Annotated in this window: 15 protein-coding genes; 10 read left to right on the top strand and 5 right to left on the bottom strand. The window is 38.9% G+C overall.

Features of this window, described 5'->3' with window-relative positions:
* Nucleotides 1–56: 56 nt before the first annotated feature.
* Genes ABX891_RS16680 through ABX891_RS16665 form a run of 4 tightly spaced genes read left to right on the top strand, consistent with a single transcriptional unit; the run spans nt 57 to nt 3,669 of the window.
* A complete protein-coding gene (locus ABX891_RS16680; RefSeq protein ID WP_354630066.1) occupies nt 57–1,091 on the top strand; it encodes an ABC transporter substrate-binding protein in 1,035 nt (344 codons plus the stop codon).
* A gap of 60 nt (nt 1,092–1,151) precedes the next feature.
* On the top strand, nt 1,152–2,327 hold the full coding sequence (locus ABX891_RS16675) for a methyltransferase (RefSeq protein ID WP_354630064.1): 1,176 nt from the start codon (nt 1,152–1,154) through the stop codon (nt 2,325–2,327).
* A gap of 30 nt (nt 2,328–2,357) precedes the next feature.
* On the top strand, nt 2,358–3,020 hold the full coding sequence (gene can / locus ABX891_RS16670) for a carbonate dehydratase (protein WP_002959903.1): 663 nt from the start codon (nt 2,358–2,360) through the stop codon (nt 3,018–3,020).
* Between the two features lie 4 nt (nt 3,021–3,024).
* Nucleotides 3,025–3,669 carry an NAD(P)H-binding protein gene (locus ABX891_RS16665; RefSeq protein ID WP_354630062.1) on the top strand — a complete coding sequence of 215 codons (645 nt, stop codon included), beginning with the start codon at nt 3,025–3,027 and terminating at the stop codon, nt 3,667–3,669.
* A 54-nt stretch (nt 3,670–3,723) separates the two neighbouring features.
* Here the strand turns inward: ABX891_RS16665 and ubiK are convergent, their stop codons facing one another.
* Entirely contained in the window at nt 3,724–3,987 is a 264-nt protein-coding gene (gene ubiK / locus ABX891_RS16660) for a ubiquinone biosynthesis accessory factor UbiK (protein ID WP_002959905.1), read from the bottom strand.
* Between the two features lie 161 nt (nt 3,988–4,148).
* On the opposite strand from ubiK, the gene rep reads away from it, so the two are divergent.
* A complete protein-coding gene (gene rep / locus ABX891_RS16655; RefSeq protein ID WP_354630060.1) occupies nt 4,149–6,167 on the top strand; it encodes a DNA helicase Rep in 2,019 nt (672 codons plus the stop codon).
* A gap of 15 nt (nt 6,168–6,182) precedes the next feature.
* Here rep and ABX891_RS16650 read toward each other — a convergent pair whose 3' ends face one another.
* From ABX891_RS16650 to elbB, 3 genes are all read right to left on the bottom strand, one after another.
* Nucleotides 6,183–8,747, bottom strand: a complete 2,565-nt coding sequence (locus ABX891_RS16650; RefSeq protein WP_354630058.1) for a diguanylate cyclase domain-containing protein — start codon at nt 8,745–8,747, stop codon at nt 6,183–6,185.
* A gap of 162 nt (nt 8,748–8,909) precedes the next feature.
* Nucleotides 8,910–9,305 carry a c-type cytochrome gene (locus ABX891_RS16645; RefSeq protein WP_165742840.1) on the bottom strand — a complete coding sequence of 132 codons (396 nt, stop codon included), beginning with the start codon at nt 9,303–9,305 and terminating at the stop codon, nt 8,910–8,912.
* 233 nt (nt 9,306–9,538) lie between these two features.
* On the bottom strand, nt 9,539–10,186 hold the full coding sequence (elbB, locus tag ABX891_RS16640; RefSeq protein WP_182696384.1) for an isoprenoid biosynthesis glyoxalase ElbB: 648 nt from the start codon (nt 10,184–10,186) through the stop codon (nt 9,539–9,541).
* A gap of 524 nt (nt 10,187–10,710) precedes the next feature.
* On the opposite strand from elbB, the gene polA reads away from it, so the two are divergent.
* The 3 genes from polA to ABX891_RS16625 all read left to right on the top strand — a co-directional run bounded on the left by polA (nt 10,711) and on the right by ABX891_RS16625 (nt 15,040).
* The gene (gene polA / locus ABX891_RS16635) at nt 10,711–13,446 is read left to right on the top strand and encodes a DNA polymerase I (RefSeq protein WP_354630056.1); all 2,736 of its coding nucleotides are present in this window, start codon (nt 10,711–10,713) and stop codon (nt 13,444–13,446) included.
* Nucleotides 13,447–13,937: 491 nt separating this feature from the next.
* On the top strand, nt 13,938–14,525 hold the full coding sequence (locus tag ABX891_RS16630) for a YceI family protein (RefSeq protein ID WP_024605301.1): 588 nt from the start codon (nt 13,938–13,940) through the stop codon (nt 14,523–14,525).
* On the top strand, nt 14,522–15,040 hold the full coding sequence (locus ABX891_RS16625; protein ID WP_024605300.1) for a DUF1285 domain-containing protein: 519 nt from the start codon (nt 14,522–14,524) through the stop codon (nt 15,038–15,040). Before ABX891_RS16630 ends, ABX891_RS16625 begins: the two co-directional genes overlap by 4 nt.
* Nucleotides 15,041–15,049: 9 nt before the next feature.
* Here the strand turns inward: ABX891_RS16625 and yihA are convergent, their stop codons facing one another.
* Entirely contained in the window at nt 15,050–15,718 is a 669-nt protein-coding gene (gene yihA, locus ABX891_RS16620) for a ribosome biogenesis GTP-binding protein YihA/YsxC (protein ID WP_007377272.1), read from the bottom strand.
* 281 nt (nt 15,719–15,999) lie between these two features.
* On the opposite strand from yihA, the gene ABX891_RS16615 reads away from it, so the two are divergent.
* Nucleotides 16,000–16,632: a c-type cytochrome gene (locus ABX891_RS16615; RefSeq protein WP_024596955.1), complete on the top strand. Its 633-nt coding sequence runs from the start codon at nt 16,000–16,002 to the stop codon at nt 16,630–16,632.
* Nucleotides 16,633–17,384: 752 nt separating this feature from the next.
* Entirely contained in the window at nt 17,385–17,969 is a 585-nt protein-coding gene (gene yihI / locus ABX891_RS16610; protein ID WP_002959924.1) for a Der GTPase-activating protein YihI, read from the top strand.
* Nucleotides 17,970–17,979: the final 10 nt, after the last annotated feature.

Here is a 17,979-nt window from a genome sequence, read left to right as displayed (position 1 = left end):
ATCGCACGTTTTACATATAGTTACAGGTAATCGACATACTTTTTGAGGACACCTAGTTGCTATTTAAAGGATTAATCATTGGATTGTGCTTTTTTTGTAGCCATATCGCGGCGCAAGAATCAGTCACATTACAGCTAAAATGGACACATCAGTTTCAGTTTGCTGGCTACTATATGGCAAAGCAAAAAGGCTTTTATAATGAAGCGGGCCTTGATGTAACCATTAAGCAAGCTAATCCAATGCAACCTGATACCTTTGCTCCTGTCGCCAGTGGCGAAGCACAATTTGGTGTAGGGCACTCTGGTATTTTACAGCAACGTATAAATGGCCAACCTCTTGTTGCTATGGCTGCCTTATTGCAATTTTCACCTTATTGCTGGATGGTTAAAGACACGTCTGATATTTTTCATCCACGTGACTTTGTTAATAAACGTATCACTGCGGTAAGCAAAAATGATGGTACCGAACTACTTATTATGCTTAAACGCAGTGGCGTTGATGTGGATAAACTCAAAGTTTACGTTGGCGAAAATCCAGGCCAGGCTTGGATTGAAAACAAGCTAGATGCTATGCAAGTGTATGTTACTACAGAGCCTTATTATATGACTCAACAAGGCGTAGCTCATCGACTTGTTTGCCCACAGCGTTATGGTATGGACGTATATAGCGACATTTTATTTACCAGCGAAAACATGCTGAAGAAAAATCCTCAAACGGTCGAAAAATTCTACCAAGCGAGCCTAAAAGGATGGCGTTATGCAATGATGAACATGGATGAAGCCATTGCAGTCACCCAGCAAAACTATGCACCGGGTAAAAGCTTTTATCAGCTCGCTTTTGAGGCTGAAGTACTAAAAAGTTATATAACCCCACCCACCACCAGTTTAGGACATATGTCGATAGCAAAGTGGCGCTTAATTGCGGACTTATATGGCATACCGCAAAACGAATTTGACGAAGTAAAATCTCACTTTATTTATAAATACCAAGAACCTGAAAAGATGCAGTTATCGTGGATGCTCATGGCAGCTATTTTGGTAAGTATTATTTCAATACCTTTGTATTTACGGCTTATTTTTAGTAAAAATTAACTGCTTAGGTAATTCCCGAAACTGATATAATTAATTGTCTTTTTTATTTTTTAAGCTGTTATGACTTTAGCTGAGCAATTTTTAGCACTTGATTCACTTTTAATGCGTCATCGTCAGTATTGGCAGTGCACCGCATTTGATTTTGACACTATACCTTGGCCAGAGCTACAAGGCATACTTAGCGAACTAACTGATGATCAGGTAAGCGTTCTTGATAACGATCAAAACCAGCTATACCAATTTTTTAGCCAACATATAAGCCAACTTGATGAACTTGCAAAGTTATGCGAGTTACCTAGCACAGCCCACTCTCAAGCTGATTATCCATTTTGGATAAGTAACGGCATTAAAGGTCGTAAGTTTGCACAGTTACAAGATTTTGTATCTGCACTACCTAATACCAAACAACCTGTTTTAGAGTGGTGCGCGGGTAAAGGGCACTTAGGTCGAATGCTTGCGTTTAATGGCGCAAGTAATGTACATAGTATTGAACTGCAACAAAGCTTATGCGAGCAAGGACAAAAAAGTGCACAGCAACAAGGCTTAGCAATGCACTTTAGCCAAGCAGATGTATTAAAAGACGATATCACTCAATTTTTTAATACAGACATGCATGCTGTAGCGCTTCACGCATGCGGTGGCTTACACCAAGCATTTATGCGCCAAGCAAGTTTAGCGAAAGTACAGCAAATTAGCTTTTCACCTTGTTGCTACCATTTATTTACAGCTAATGAGTACCGTGCAATGAGTGAGGTTGCAAATAAAAGTGAGCTTAATCTAACGCATCGTGATTTAAAGCTCGCATTACAAGAAACTGTCACAGCGCCTTCTCGTCTGGAAAAAGTACGTAAAACAGAACTTGAGTGGCGACTTGGTTTTGATGCACTAAGAAAGTCGATCACTGGCGAGCAATATTACGTAAGCGTACCTTCGGTCAACAAAGCTATATTCTCAGATTCGTTTAAATCGTTTTGTGCATGGGCTGCAGATGAAAAGGCATTAAAATTACCTCAAGATACTGATTATATTAAGTATTTAGAGGTTGGGGTTGCTCGAAAAAAAATAACTGACCGAGTTGAACTGGTTCGACATGTGTTCAGAAGGGCAATTGAAGTTTGGCTTGTGCTCGATCGTGCTTTATATTTGCAACAGCAAGGTTATCAAGTAAGCGTTAAAACGTTTTGTGAAAAGCAGTTAACGCCTCGTAATATTTTGATTCTTGCTAATGTCCATTAAATTTCCGTCCTCGACTTAATAAGAGATGCAATGAGAAAGTTAAAAAATTTATTCGATAACAACAAACGTTGGGCTGCTCGTACAAGTGAAGCAGACCCTGAGTTTTTTAAAATTTTATCTATGCAACAAAATCCAGAGTATTTATGGATTGGTTGTTCAGACTCTCGTGTACCTGCAAATCAAATAGTTGATTTATTACCAGGCGAATTATTTGTACATCGTAACGTTGCTAACGTGGTTGTACACACTGACCATAACTGCTTATCGGTTATGCAGTACGCTGTAGAGGTTTTAAAAGTAAAACATATAATGGTAGTCGGTCACTATGGTTGTGGTGGCGTACAAGCCGTTTTAAACAATGCTAAATTTGGCTTTATTGATAATTGGCTACGCCATGTAGGAGATGTAAAAGAAAAGCATCTTGAACAACTTGACGCAATGCCAGAAAGCGAACGTTTAAGCCGCCTTATTGAGCTAAATGTAATTGAGCAAGTACGTAATGTGTGTCGTACTAACATTGTGCAAGATGCCTGGGAGCGCGGCCAAGAACTAAGCGTTCATGGTTGGGTTTATGGTTTAGAAAACGGCCATCTTCATGATTTAGAGTCTGTAGTAACGTGCGCGAGTGAGGAAACGCAAAGCTACAAAAAAGCAGTGCAACACGTATTTAAAAAAGTGGGTGAAAATAAATAAATCCATGACTAAAACGGCGGTGTTGATAGGTGCTACAGGCTTGGTCGGTAATGAGTTGCTCCATAAGTTACTTAATAGCGATCGTTATACAAAAGTAGTTACGTTAAGCCGTCGAGCTCTGCCTGTCACACATGCAAAGCTAGTTAATCACGTTATTGATTTTGAAAAATTAACTCAATATGTTGAGCTTTTTAAAGGTGATGTATTGTTTTCGTGTTTAGGCACAACCCGTAAACGAGCGGGCTCGATACACGCTCAGCGTAAAGTAGATTTTGATTATCAGTTTATAGCGGCGCAGTTAGCGGCATGTAATGGCGTTACGCATTATTGCTTAGTGTCATCAAGCGGGGCAAATACACACAGTAATAGTGCTTATTTGAAAATGAAGGGAGAGCTTGAGCAACATATTAAAGCACTCCCTTTTGATAAAATAAGTATTTTACAACCATCTTTATTATTGGGCGATCGTGAGCAATTTAGAGTGGCAGAAAAGATAGGCAGTATTATTTTTCCTGTTATTACACGATTTGCGTTTTTAAAGCGTTACAAACCAATAACTGGCGAACAAGTTGCGCAAAAAATGCTGAGTGTGAGTTTAGCTCAGCAGGCTAAGTTGTCTTATTATCTACTTGATGAGCTATTTGAATAAACTTGGTAAAACGCAAAAGGCAGCCTAAGCTGCCTTTTTTGTACATTAAATTAATTATTCAGCGTCAGTTTTAGCGCTAAGTTGTTGCTCAAGCAATGAAACTTTAGCTTCAAGTTCGGTTAACTTTTCGCGAGTACGAATAAGTACTTGGCTTTGCACATCAAATTCTTCACGGCTCACAAAGTCCATCTCAGCAAGCTTGTTTTGTAGAACTTGCTTTGTTTTACCTTCGAGTGTGTCTGCTAGGTTTTTTACGCCTTGTGGCATATTGCTAGTAATTTGCTTAGCAATTTCTTCAAGTTTTGCTGGGTTGATCATATTTGTCCCTTCGGCATTGCCTAAATGATAATAACTAATATTACCTTATACCCGCGGTATTTAACACATGATCATCTTTACCTTAATTAATTAAGGCAATTGCTATGCTCGCTGTAATGGTTACGTTAAAATTGCGCGTCTTTTAAATTTCTTTGGTCGTTATGAAACTCAATCCTAAACAAGATGAAGCCGTAAAATATATTAGTGGTCCCTGCTTAGTACTCGCGGGCGCAGGCTCTGGTAAAACCCGTGTTATTACGAATAAAATCGCTTATTTAGTGAAAAAATGTGAGTACAAAGCGCGAAATATAGCTGCCGTTACTTTTACTAATAAAGCAGCTAAAGAAATGCGTGAGCGAGTATTACAAACGCTCGGTAAACAAGACGCTAAAGGTTTATGGGTATCAACGTTTCACACGCTAGGTTTAGAAATAATAAAAAAAGAGCTAAGTACATTAGGGTTTAAACCCGGATTTTCGTTATTTGATGATCAAGATACCAATCAGCTTCTTAGTGAGCTCACCGAAGACGAACTAAAAAAAGACAAAGACTTACTTAAACTACTTAAAATGGAAATTGGTAGTTGGAAAAACGAATTAGTACTGCCAGAGCAAGCAATACGCGAAGCACGTGATGCGCAAAAAGCATTGTTTGCACAGTTGTATGCGCGATACCAAAATCAGCTACGTGCTTATAACGCACTGGATTTTGATGATTTAATTATGATCCCTACTTTGTTACTTACTAATAACGCCACATCTCGTGAGCGCTGGCAGCAACGCTTTAAATACTTGCTGGTGGATGAGTATCAAGATACCAATACAAGCCAATATCAACTTGTTAAATTGCTAGTGGGCGAGCGTGCCCGTTTTACTGTGGTAGGTGATGACGATCAATCAATTTACTCATGGCGTGGTGCTCGCCCGCAAAACTTAGTGCTACTAGGTAAAGACTACCCAGGGCTTAGACTTATAAAACTTGAGCAAAACTATCGAAGTGCAGGGCGAATACTAAAAGCGGCTAACATTTTAATTGCGAATAACCCACATGACATAGAGAAAAAGTTATTTAGTGAACTAGGTTATGGTGAGCCGATTAAAGTAATAGGGTGCCGCGATGAAGAGCATGAATCTGAGCGTGTGGTTGCTGAAATAATTTCACATAAATTTATGAAGCGTACCAGCTATAAAGACTACGCTATTTTATATCGTGGTAATCATCAAGCTCGTGGCTTTGAAAAATCACTTATGAGTAACCGTATCCCTTATAAAATTAGTGGCGGTATGTCTTTTTTCGCTCGCTCAGAAATTAAAGATATTATGGCGTATTTACGTCTGCTAGTTAATCAAGATGATGACAATGCTTTTTTACGTATCGTAAATACACCGCGACGCGAAATTGGTACGGTTACGCTTGAAAAGCTTGGCACATTAGCTAACGAAAAACATGCGAGCTTGTTTGCTACCTGTTTTGATAACGATTTAGGCTACAGACTAACAGGGCGTGGCTTTAATGCGCTTGCTGGGTTTGCACGCTGGGTGGTTGAGCTATCAGATAACGCAGTACGCGGTGATACGCTCGAAGCTGTTAAAGACTTAGTGCGTAATATTAATTACGAGGCATATTTGTACGAGTCATCACCAAGTGCTAAAGCCGCTGAAATGCGTATGAAAAACGTATCCGAGCTGTATCGTTGGATAACAGATATGTTGACCGGTGATGCCGACAACGAACCAATGACATTAGCCGAGGTTGTTAGCAAGCTAACCCTTCGCGATATGCTTGAGCGTAACGAAGAAGAAGATGAAACCGATGCAGTGCACTTATCAACATTACATGCATCAAAGGGCTTAGAGTATCCGTACGTATTTATGGTGGGTATGGAAGAGGGCTTACTTCCGCATCAGGTAAGTATTGATGAGGATAACGTAGATGAAGAACGTCGCTTAGCTTATGTTGGTATTACTCGTGCACAGCAGGAGTTAACACTTACTTATGCAAAAATACGTCGTCAATTTGGTGAAACCTCACAAACTGAATTAAGTCGATTTGTACAAGAGTTACCGCAGGATGATCTTGCGTTCGAAAACAAAAAGGCGCCAAATACCCAAGCAGAGCGCATGGAAAAAGGCCAAGCAAGAGTCGCTAACTTACGAGCGATGTTTAAAAAGCCTGAGTGATAGCTCAGGCTAATTTTATAAAGACTGGGTTGCTTGTACTTCAGGTAACTCAGAGCATACTAAAGCATGTTGTTTACCTACAAAAAATGCCAAACCGTGCTTGTCTAGTAAGGCCCTAAAATTGAGTATGGATGGGCCTTTAGCAATGACCTTCATTGCTTTGAGCTTTGTAATTGCAAGCACTCCCTGTAGCTGAAAATCGTAACTTTCTTGTTGTAAAACACGCTTACTAAAGGTCGAGCTAAGTAGTAAATAATCAAAATTAATATCGGTTAGTAAATTAAGCTCGCACCTGTCTTTAGCAAAATTGTTTAAACCAATTGAGTAACCAAGTTGTGATAGCGTTTTGAGGTTTTTTATTTGCGTTGCACATGCGTGGCGAATTTCTTGTTCATCAAATAATAAACAGAGTTGGCTTTGTCCTTGTTGTTTATTTAGCGTATCTGTAAATAAAACAAATTCGTGTTCCTCAAGTAGCAAACCAGAGCAAGGAACCAATGCCATAGCAACATTTGCAGTAATTGCTTGTGCATAGGCGCGTTGTAATAGTTGTAACTCTACTTGCAGATGCTGCTCTTTATCTGATGCAAACTTTTTCAAAATATCAAAGCTAGTAAAGCCAAGCATTGGGTGTTCACCAAATGCTTCAAATAAAGATTCAGACTGTTGTTGCTCATCAAGCGTAATTATTTCTGAGCTTCTAAAACTCATAGGTAATATATCAAGGTGATGTTGTGCTTTTAGAGTCTGCGCAGGTATTGATTGCGTTAATAGCGGATGAAATAACTCGTAACGATTTTTTCCTGAGTTTTTGGCGTGATACATGGCGGCATCGGCATCACGAATAATTTCATCTGTATGCGTATAGCTTTTCTTGGAGTAGGTTATCCCTATACTTGCGCCACTTTGTAAAGACTCACCTTTGAGATAAAAGGGTTTTTTCATTAAATCTATAATACGATTTGCAACATCTTCTGCTTGTTGAGGCTCAGTTAAATGGGTTAATAAAATAACAAATTCATCCCCGCCTAAACGTGCTAGTAAATCATGCTCGCGTATACATTGGGCAAATAACTCACTCACGTTAATTAAAAATTGATCGCCTGCATGGTGGCCAAGCTGATCGTTAATATCTTTAAATTTATCTAAATCGATAAACAAAACAGCAAAGTGGTGCTCAGGAAAACGTTGATAATGTTGTAGCGTTTTTTCGAGCTGAGTTAAAAATAGACTACGATTAGGCAAGCTCGTAAGTGAATCGTGATGTGCATCATGATAAAGCTGCAGCTCTATTTTTTTTCGCTCATCTATTTGCATTTGTAAGTGCAGATTAGTTTGACGCAATTCTTTGGTTTTTTCGTTTACTCTAAATTCGAGTTCTTGATGGCTTTTTGCAATTGCTTGATTGACGAGCTTTGTTTGTAAAACAGCTGCAATTTGATGCGATACAAAGGTAATTAACTCGCAATCATCTCGGCTGAAAATATGTTTGTTATCGTAGGCTTGGCAAACAATAAGGCCGATAACACCTTGAGCTGTTTTAAGTGGAGCGCCTAACCAGCTAGTGGCCATTTGCTCTTTTGGTACAGGTGCTGAACGTTGTACCACACCGCTTTCTATTAATTCTTTTGCTCTACATGGGTGTATTAGTTGTGTTTCTTCGGTGCTTATTACCAGTTCGCTATAACCTTTAGCAAAGCGTCTTGGCTGTGTATTTTCTTTAAATTCATCGACGCAATAAGGAAAACTAATCCACCCTGTTTCTTTATCATAAAGTGCAATATATAAGTTTTCTGCGTAGGTAATTGTTTTTATTATTTCGTGTATTTTAAAATAAGCGTCATCAAGGTTTTTAGCTTGTGTTGCTATCTCAGATATTTTAAATAGAATTTGTTGGCGTTGAAGTGCGCGTTTACGCTGCTCTATTTCAAGGTTTAGTGCATCGTTACTTTGAGTGAGTGCGCGGGTGCGAATTTTAACTTCTGACTCAAGAAGCTCTCGTTTTTTTACACGCTCTATTGCTGTTGCCAAATAAAGCGACATAAACTCAAGTAATTGTATTTGCTGTGAGCTATAGCCTTGTTTTGTATCGTAACTTTGAGCTGCTAATACACCGATAATATTGTGTTCTTGGTAAACAGGTACGCCTACCCAGTGTTCGGCAGGAGTGCCTAATGCTTTAAATAAACCTTCTGCTGCAGCATCTTGCATTTGCTGCTTGGTAAAACATGTGGTTTTACCCTGTTTAAATACATAACCCGTGGCGCCTTCATCAAAGCTATTTGATTGGTTAAGGGCGACGGCAATACCATCTTTTTCATCTGAAAAGTAAGAAAGTTCCAGTGATTGACTGTATTGATTTAGCAGCACCACATAAAAACTTTTACTAGGTACGTACTTTTGTAAAATATCATGGATGGCGGGGTATAGCAGGGTCAGCTCGGCCACAGTACTTGCCTGCTCTGATAATTGGATCAGGGCATTTTGTAAGTGATGTGATTGTTTGTATTTCTCGAGAAGCGCTCTAAGGCGTTTATTTTGATACGCCAATTTACTCGATACTGATAGTTTATCTTCCAATGATCTAACCGGCTATTTTTATTGTATAGTTATTAGCCTTATACTTTCACTTTTAGTGCTTATCGTCAAGTTGATATTCCTACTAAAGCAGTAGCTAGATACACTATTTTAGGCATTAAAAAAGGCTTACAGAAGTAAACCTTTTTTATATTTCAATCGAGCTTATTTAGATGTCATAAAGTCGATAGCAGCGCTAATCTCATCATCAGAACAATCCATACACGTGCCTTTTGGAGGCATAGCATTAAAGCCATTTAGCGCATGCTCAAGTAAAGTATCTTTACCTTTAGCAATACGTGGAGCCCAATCGTCAGCCGATTTAGGCGCGCCTAGTGCACCGGTGCCGTGACATGCAAAACATGCACCTTGATATACTTGCTCACCAGAACGAGGACCTGTAGGCACCGCTGCAACTGCAGCTTTATCGCCTTCAAGGTATACAGCACCAACCGGCGCGAGACGTGCTTTAATTGCATCTTCAGTCATAGAGTTATCATATGGCTGTGCGTATGCAGTGGTTGCTAGCAATAATAATGCTGCAGCTGTTAATTTTTTCATTTTGCCTTGCTCACTTCGATTTGAACGTGATCAATCACGATTAAAGATGACGGAAATTAAACCGATTATAACTCTCTGAGCCAATTTATAAAATGCTAAGAGCCGTTTTTATTAATAAAACTGACTACTTTTTGCGTTAACGCAATAAAATTTAATTATTTACTGTTTTTTGTTAAGCAATTTAATAAGCGTAATCAGTCATACAATTAACTTTTTAGATCCTAAGATCAAAATCAATTTATTGATAATACGCTACTAACTAGTTTTGCGATCCCTGCGTCGGCTTCAAGAATCGATTCTGCCAACATGTAAGCAGGGGTGGTAACTAACTTATTTGGTTCATCGATAACTACACCGTCAACCGCACAATCTATATGTTTAGCGCCTAATGTGCTTAGCGCTTGTGCTGTCTCTACATCGTTACCAATAGTAAGTGCGGCGTTATCGTAAATAAATGGGATCAATGCGGGTGCAATACACATATAACCTGCAGGCTTATTTGCTTTTGCAAATGATTTACAAGCATTAAGGACGTCCTGATTGATATTTGCTTTTGCGCCTTTAATTGCAAAATCGCATAAGTTTTTTGCAGCACCGAAACCGCCAGGTACAATTAATGCGTCAAACTGAGTCACGTCTAGTTCAATCAGTGATTTAATGTCACCTCGTGCAATGCGAGCAGCTTCTGTTAATACATTGCGTTTATCAGGCATTACTTCACCTGTTAAATGGTTAATGGTATGAAGTTGCTCAATATCTGGTGCAAAACACTGATACGTTGCGCCATTTTTGGCTATATGTAATAAAGTTAAAATTGCTTCATTAATTTCACTACCATCGTACACACCAGACCCTGCTAATATTACTGCTACGTTTTTCATGCTTTTGTGCCCCTAAAGTCTTTTTTATAAGTCGATCGGATGAAGTTTAACATGCTCAAAATTTCTCGCGAAAATAAATTTTTAGTACAAAAATCATTCGCAGTGCAAGTCGTCTTGCGGTTTATGCCATTTGCGATCACTTTGCCTTTAAAAAAATTATAAAGGATCGCTATGATCTTCGATCCATTGTGCTAGAATACTCCTCCGGTTATTTAAATGGACGCGAATAATCAAAGTGAATAACAACAGAAGCAGTCGTTAGAAAACCTTTTTCCACATTGGTTTAAAATAATAAAAAAAGAACCTCGTATTATCTTTTTTAAATTAAAACATATAGTTAAAGTATTTTCTAGGCATTTTATAATGCTTTGGAAGAATAGCTCGTGGCTGTTATCTACACACTTATCCACAGCTTGCTCTAGTTTTAATAACACGATAAACAGTAATTCACAGTCGTTTTATTTACTACCTTATGGCATGCTTATAATTACCTTAATTTTTTGCATTTAGGATCCAAATTCACCATGGCTCAGATCCCCGAAAACCCACTTATTTTAGTTGATGGCTCGTCATACTTATTTCGTGCTTATCATTCTCCGCCGCATTTAACTAATTCTAAAGGTGAGGCTACGGGCGCTATTTATGGCGTGATCAACATGCTTAAAAGCTTGATCAGACAATATGATCCCTCACACATGGTGGTTATATTTGATGCTAAAGGCAAAACGTTCCGTAACGATATGTATAGCGAATATAAGGCAAATCGCCCGCCGATGCCGGATGACTTACGTACGCAAATAGCACCAATACATAGCATTATCAAAGCGATGGGTTTTCCGCTAATTAGTATCGAAGGCGTTGAAGCTGATGATGTTATTGGCACATTTGCACGCATTGCAACTGAGCAAAAACGGCATGTCCTTGTCTCCACTGGTGATAAAGATATGGCGCAACTTGTAAATGAACACGTTACATTAATAAACACGATGACCGACAGTATTTCAGATCCTGTTACCGTAGTTGAAAAGTTTGGTGTAGGCCCCGAACTTATTATCGATTACTTGGCACTAATGGGCGATAAGGTCGATAATATCCCAGGTGTTGAAGGCTGTGGTCCAAAAACGGCCGTTAAGTGGTTAGAGAAATATGGCTCGTTGCAAGGTGTAATGGATCACGCAAGTGAGATTAAGGGTAAAATAGGTGAAAAGTTAGCTGCAGCTCTCGATCATCTGCCTTTAAGCTACGAGCTTGCAACAATTAAGTGCGATGTTGAAGTCGAATCAGATCTTGATACGTTCAAACTACAAGAGCCAAATAAAGACGAATTAATTGCACTATATGGTGAGTGCGAATTTCGTCGTTGGTTAGCTGAGTTACTAGATAACCCCAAAGATGCAGAAACACATTTAGCTGTACCTACCGAAGCCACTGAATTACCAAAAGTAGAAGATGCCCATTACGAAACTATTTTAACGCAAGCGCAATTTGATACGTTAATAGAGCAATTAAATAGTGCCGAGTTATTTGCATTTGATACAGAAACTACCAGCCTTGATTACATGAAAGCGCAATTAGTGGGTATGAGTTTTGCCGTAAAAGCGGGTGAAGCTGTGTATTTACCTCTAGCGCATGACTACCCGGGTGCGCCTGAGCAACTAAGTCTTGAATTTGTAATGCAAAAGCTAGGTCCAATTTTGGCCGATGAAAACAAAGCTAAAGTAGGGCAAAACCTTAAATACGACAAAAGTGTATTAGCGAATGCAGGTTTTGCGCTAAACGGTATTAAGTTTGACACCATGCTTGAGTCATACGTATTTAATAGTGTGGGTACACGCCACGATATGGACTCGCTAGCACTTAAATATCTAGGTCATAAAAATATTAGCTTTGAAGATATTGCTGGCAAAGGTAAAAAGCAACTTACCTTCAACCAAATTGAACTTGAAAAAGCTGCGCCTTACGCTGCAGAAGATGCCGATATTACTTTGCGCCTACATGAAGTGCTTTGGCCAAAAATAGCGGCTGATGAAAAGCTAAAATCGGTATTTGAAGATATAGAAATGCCACTTGTTAGTGTGATTTCTGATATTGAACGAACCGGCGTTGCAATAGATAGTAATATGCTTGCAGCACACAGTATGCGTTTAGGCGAGCGTTTAATTGAGCTTGAAAAAGAAGCATTTGAAATAGCAGGCGAACCATTTAATTTAAGCTCTCCTAAGCAACTACAAGTATTGTTGTTTGAAAAGCTTGGCCTGCCTATTATCAAAAAAACACCTAAAGGTGCACCTTCTACCGCAGAAGAAGTATTGCAAGAGCTTGCTCATGATTATCCACTACCTAAAGTAATCATAGAGCATCGTGGTTTATCAAAGCTTAAATCAACTTACACTGATAAATTACCATTAATGGTGAATGAGAAAACCCAGCGTGTACATACGTCATATCATCAGGCAATTACAGCAACGGGGCGCTTGAGTTCAACCGATCCTAATTTACAAAATATTCCTATTCGTTCAGAAGAAGGGCGTCGAATTCGTGAAGCGTTTATAGCTGCTGATGGTTATAAAATTGTCGCTGCCGATTACAGCCAAATTGAGCTGCGTATTATGGCGCATCTTTCACAAGACAAAGGTTTATTAAATGCATTTGCTAACGGCTTAGATGTACACAGTGCAACTGCCGCTGAAGTATTTGGTGTAGAGCTTGATGATGTAACTACCGATATGCGCCGCAAGGCAAAAGCAGTAAATTTTGGCTTAATTTACGGTATGTCGGCATTTGGTTTAGCACGTCAACTAGATGTGCCGCGCCAGGAAGCGCAGCATTACATAGATAAGTATTTTGAGCGTTTTCCAGGTGTATTAGAGTACATGGAAACAACACGCGAAAAAGCGGCTGAAAATGGCTATGTTGAAACAATATTTGGTCGCCGCCTACATTTGCCAGAAATAAACGCACGTAATGGCGCGCGCAGAAAAGGAGCCGAACGTGCTGCTATAAACGCACCAATGCAAGGTACTGCTGCTGATATTATTAAAAAGGCAATGCTGAGCGTTAACCGCTGGGTACACGAACAAGCGCCAAATACGATTAAGTTACTTATGCAAGTACACGATGAATTGGTATTTGAAATTAAAACAGACTGCGCACCAGAATACACAAAACATATTTGTGAGCTGATGTCGCAAGCTGCAGCGCTTGATGTGCCGCTTATTGTTGAAGCCGATGAAGGTGACAACTGGGAACAAGCTCATTAATGCAATTTGAGCATTTTAATTAAAGCGCCTTTTGGCGCTTTTTTTATGTTTAATAAAAATGGCGAATCACAGCTATTTAATTAGCTATATGCAAGCTTTAGTTAAAATAAGGTTAATTTAAGCAACTATTTGTATTAAATAGTTATATGTTCGTCAATTCGAGCTATTTTACAGGAATATGATTGTATTTTAATGCGTGCTTTTGCTAAAGTCCCGCCTGTCCTATCCTGTAGGACATCCTGTTGATGATGCATCTGAAAGGGTGCAACAAATTGATAGCTTCTCCCCAGTTTGCTATACCGGCCTACCAACTTGTTTGGTGGGCCGTTTTTTGTTTTATGCCTAAAAATCCTATCTAATTAATTCTTTTTTTGCGCTATACCAATTGTATTGTTCATTCGTCACTTCGAGGTGGTTTGGGTACATCGCAGGTGATACCATCGAAGTGCTATCATTTTTATTCTTTTCATTTTATTACTAAGGAGTGCGTTATGTTTAAAGCATTAGCTATTGCAGGTTTTTCTTTATCAAGTTTAGTTATTTCTAATGTTGCTCAGGCCAATTGGCAGCTAGTGAATGATAAAAGCCAACTAAGCTTTGTTTCAATTAAAAAAGATTCGATTGCTGAAGCTCACCATTTTACTAACCTTGAAGGTATGCTTTCTGATAAAGGTGAGTTTAGCGTTAATGTTGATTTAACATCAGCCGAAACTCTAATCCCTATTCGTAATGAGCGTTTAGCTACATTTTTATTCGAAGCGGCTAAATTCCCCAATGCTGTTTTAACTGCAAATTTAACTAAAGAGCTAAGTAATATCAAAAAGCCTGGTCAATATGTATTGAAGGGTATTAAAGCTGAGCTTGATTTTCATGGTAATAAAAAACCATTGGCAATTGATGTACTCGTTAACAGCACGCAAAGTGGTGATTTAACGGTATCATCATTAACACCTATTATTATTAATAGTGATGATTTTGGTGTAACCGAAGGCGTTAAAAAGCTGCAAGAGTTAGCGGGCTTGCCTTCAATTGCCACAGCTGTGCCTGTTACATTTGCAATAACACTTAAAAAACAGTGATTTCTTTAAGTGAGCTTAGCAAGCGATTAAGCGAGCCAAGCAAACCTTTTGATAGTTGGCAGCCTAACCATTGTGGGGAGCTGCCAATTGTTATTAATAATGAAGGGAAATGGTTTTACGATGGCAGCGAAATAACACGCCCAGCCATGGTGAAGCTGTTTGCTTCTGTATTGTGTAAAGAAGATGAGCAATTTTATTTAAAAACCCCTGTCGAAAAAATAACAATAACGGTTGAAGATGCGCCGTTTATTATTGTTGATTGGCGTTTTGAAAATACAGCGCAAGGGCAAGTGTTGTGTTGTATTGATAATTTAGCTAGGCAGTGGCTAGTGAGCGCTCAGCAGCCTTTGTATATAAAAGACTACAAAGGTTCAAAGGTGCCTTATTTAAAGCTACCGTATGGTTGTAGTGCGCGAGTTTCACGCAGTGTATTTTATCAGTGGGCTGAAAAAGCCGAGTCTGATAAGCTCGGCTATTTTATTAAATCTGCAGGAAAGCAGTTTTATTTATCGTAACGCCAGCGTTTAAGCCTCTGGGTTTGTTTCGTCAGTGATTGTTTCATCGGTAGGTGGTACAGCAATAACAGGGCCTAAAAACCATTCATCTAGCTTTTTAGCTACTTCTGGTAAACCGGTGCCTTTTAATGATGAAAACGCATGAACTGTAATATCCCCATCAAGCGTGCTTAATTCACGGCGAACTTGCAGTACTTGTGATTTACGAGGGCCTTGCTTTAGTTTGTCGGCTTTAGTTAATAGTGCCAATACTGGAATCTCACTACCAATTGCCCAGTTAATTAAATCACGGTCTAAATCTTTTAATGGATGACGAATATCCATTAAAATAACAATACCTTTTAAGCTTTGACGCTTTTGCAGATATTCACCTAACGACTTTTGCCATTTCTTTTTCATTTCGATTGGTACTTTAGCAAAGCCATAGCCTGGTAAATCGATAAGGCGCATATCGTCAACATCCGCTAAATCGAATGTATTGATTAGCTGAGTACGTCCAGGTGTTTTACTTGTACGTGCTAGCTTCTGATCGGTTAATGCATTTAATGCACTCGACTTACCTGCATTGGAGCGACCGGCAAACGCAACTTCAATTCCCGTATCAGCAGGTAATTTAGTAATGTCGGGAGCGCTTGTTACGAAAGACGCAGTATTATATTTGATACGAGATTTGAGCACAGGCTCTCCTAAAACTTAAAAAAATAACATTGAGTAAACCAAATTCACTCAGGGCGCGTATTTTATACTATAAAGGATGTATTAAAAAGCGTATTTAACCACCTAAAAACAGCACCTATGGTACATTTAAAACATGTTAAAGCTTAATCTAAGTCAAAACCCTGTAAATTATAAGCTTAATATGTGTAGAAAACGTGCCAGAGAATTTATTATCGTGTAGAATATATGTATTACAACATCACGATTGTAGATGATACAGGGTCGGAAACAGAGAATTCACCATGAAAAAAATAGCACTATCTTTAACAATATTGCTTGGTGCGTTGTCAGCAAGCAACGCAACAGCATTTGATGGCGATGTAAACGCAGGTAAAGAAAAATCAGCAACGTGTGCGGCTTGTCACGGCCCAGACGGTAATGCGCCGGTTAATATTTACCCTAAAATTGCAGGTCAACATCCAGATTATATCCTTAAGCAACTTCAGGATTTAAAATTAGGTATGACGTCAGGCGGCAAAGAAGGGCGTATGGATCCAGTAATGAGCGCTATGGCTATGCCACTTAGCGAGCAAGACATGAAAGATCTAGCTGCTTATTTTTCTTCAATGAACATGACTGAAGGTGCTACACCTAAAGATGTTGTTGAAGTTGGCGAAATGCTCTTTAAAGCAGGCGATGCGGAGCGTGGGATTCCATCATGTGCAGCATGTCATGGTCCACGTGGTAACGGTTCATCACTTGCTAAGTTTCCAAAAATTTCTTTTCAGCATCCTGGATATATCAAGTCTCAACTTGAAAAATTCCGTGATGGAACTCGTCACAATGACTTAAATGGCATGATGGGCGATATAGCGAAGAAATTAACAGATAAAGATATTGAAGTACTTTCTCAGTACTTAGGTGGTTTACACTAAAGTCGTATTTATTTAGCAATTAATAATAAATACACTACAATGTTTTACAAAAAGCAGCCCAGGCTGCTTTTTTTGTGTGCAAAATTAACGATATCACCCGTTTAAATGTAAGACATTGACCATGCGTGAGTGTGAGAAAAGTCTTCTTTTTATTTCTTATTTACCATTAACCCATTGTATTTTATTGTTTATTTTGTTTTGAAATGTAATAAGTATAATAAAAGTTATATAAACCAGTTGTAACAAAATCATTAACGAGTAAATTAACCACTGTCGCAAAAGAACAATAACAAAACGGAAACAAGCTATAAGGAAAGTGGCGCGGCATGACTACATAGCACAAGATTGGTGCTACTAAAGGAAATAATAAAAAAGTGTCAGGATGACCGAAAATAATAAATACTCATGGAAGTTTAATAACAAAAACAAAATGGAATGTAACAAGGAACGTAAAAATAATAACAATACGGACTGATAATAATAAAAATAATAAAGACTAAAAAAAGTCGAAGGGAGAAGTGTCCAGATAATGGCGCTCAGATTAGCAGGCGGTAGAGATGTTTTCTCTACCGCCTTTTTATTTGTCCTGTTACAATACCCACCGTTTAAAATTAGCGATTAATTAGCTAAGGCGCTTTTAAATGAGAAACCCAACCTCTATAGCGCAAACTGAATTCTTCTGGCTAGGCCAGCACTGCGATGCCCATTAATTTGCGCTTCGCTCAAAACCTCTTAAGTGAGATGATCAAGATATGAGTAGAACTAAAAAGTCACGCAAAAGCCCAGCAAACGGACCTGTTCGTTTAAGCCAAGATAAGCTTAAAGAAATGCGCGCATTAAAAGAGCAGCGAGTTAAAAAAACCAAAGGCGCAAAGCCGGGTTCTCGTAATGCGCCAGATTTACTAGATAGCGAAAGCCAAAATAGTAATCATGCGCCTAAAGATAAGCGTGTAGGCAGTAAAAAGCCTGTGCCGTTAATCGCAACCGCGCCTGAGCCTAAAGTTGAAATGAAACGCAACTTAAAGCCAACTATTGAGCTGAAAAAAGTAATCGAGCCTGAATTTACACCTGAACAAGAGCTAGAAGCACTTGAGAATGACGAACGTTTACTTAAACTAGTAGAGCGTCATGAAAAAGGTGAAATGCTAACAGGTAAAGATGCGAAGTACTTCAATAGTCGCATTGCCCGTCATCAGGCGTTATGTGAAATTCTTGGTATTGAAGATGAGGACGAAGACGAGTTTGAAGATGACCTTGAAAGCCAAGGCAATTCTGACTTCGATCAATACTTATCTGATGATTTAGCCAACGAATGGTTAGATGAAGACGACAAATAGTAAGGATAAA

The sequence above is a fragment of the Pseudoalteromonas sp. NCIMB 1079 genome (assembly GCF_040567695.1).
Lineage (GTDB): Bacteria > Pseudomonadota > Gammaproteobacteria > Enterobacterales > Alteromonadaceae > Pseudoalteromonas > Pseudoalteromonas distincta.
Note: the sequence above shows the minus strand (reverse complement) of the source record. Positions and strands in the feature narration are given on the sequence as shown.

Coding starts and splice junctions, on each gene's coding strand:
- ABX891_RS16675 (WP_354630064.1), top strand. CDS start 1,152: ATGACTTTAGCTGAGCAATTTTTAGCACTTGATTCACTTTTAATGCGT.
- can (WP_002959903.1), top strand. CDS start 2,358: ATGAGAAAGTTAAAAAATTTATTCGATAACAACAAACGTTGGGCTGCT.
- ABX891_RS16665 (WP_354630062.1), top strand. CDS start 3,025: ATGACTAAAACGGCGGTGTTGATAGGTGCTACAGGCTTGGTCGGTAAT.
- ubiK (WP_002959905.1), bottom strand. CDS start 3,987: ATGATCAACCCAGCAAAACTTGAAGAAATTGCTAAGCAAATTACTAGC.
- rep (WP_354630060.1), top strand. CDS start 4,149: ATGAAACTCAATCCTAAACAAGATGAAGCCGTAAAATATATTAGTGGT.
- ABX891_RS16645 (WP_165742840.1), bottom strand. CDS start 9,305: ATGAAAAAATTAACAGCTGCAGCATTATTATTGCTAGCAACCACTGCA.
- elbB (WP_182696384.1), bottom strand. CDS start 10,186: ATGAAAAACGTAGCAGTAATATTAGCAGGGTCTGGTGTGTACGATGGT.
- polA (WP_354630056.1), top strand. CDS start 10,711: ATGGCTCAGATCCCCGAAAACCCACTTATTTTAGTTGATGGCTCGTCA.
- ABX891_RS16630 (WP_024605301.1), top strand. CDS start 13,938: ATGTTTAAAGCATTAGCTATTGCAGGTTTTTCTTTATCAAGTTTAGTT.
- ABX891_RS16615 (WP_024596955.1), top strand. CDS start 16,000: ATGAAAAAAATAGCACTATCTTTAACAATATTGCTTGGTGCGTTGTCA.
- yihI (WP_002959924.1), top strand. CDS start 17,385: ATGAGTAGAACTAAAAAGTCACGCAAAAGCCCAGCAAACGGACCTGTT.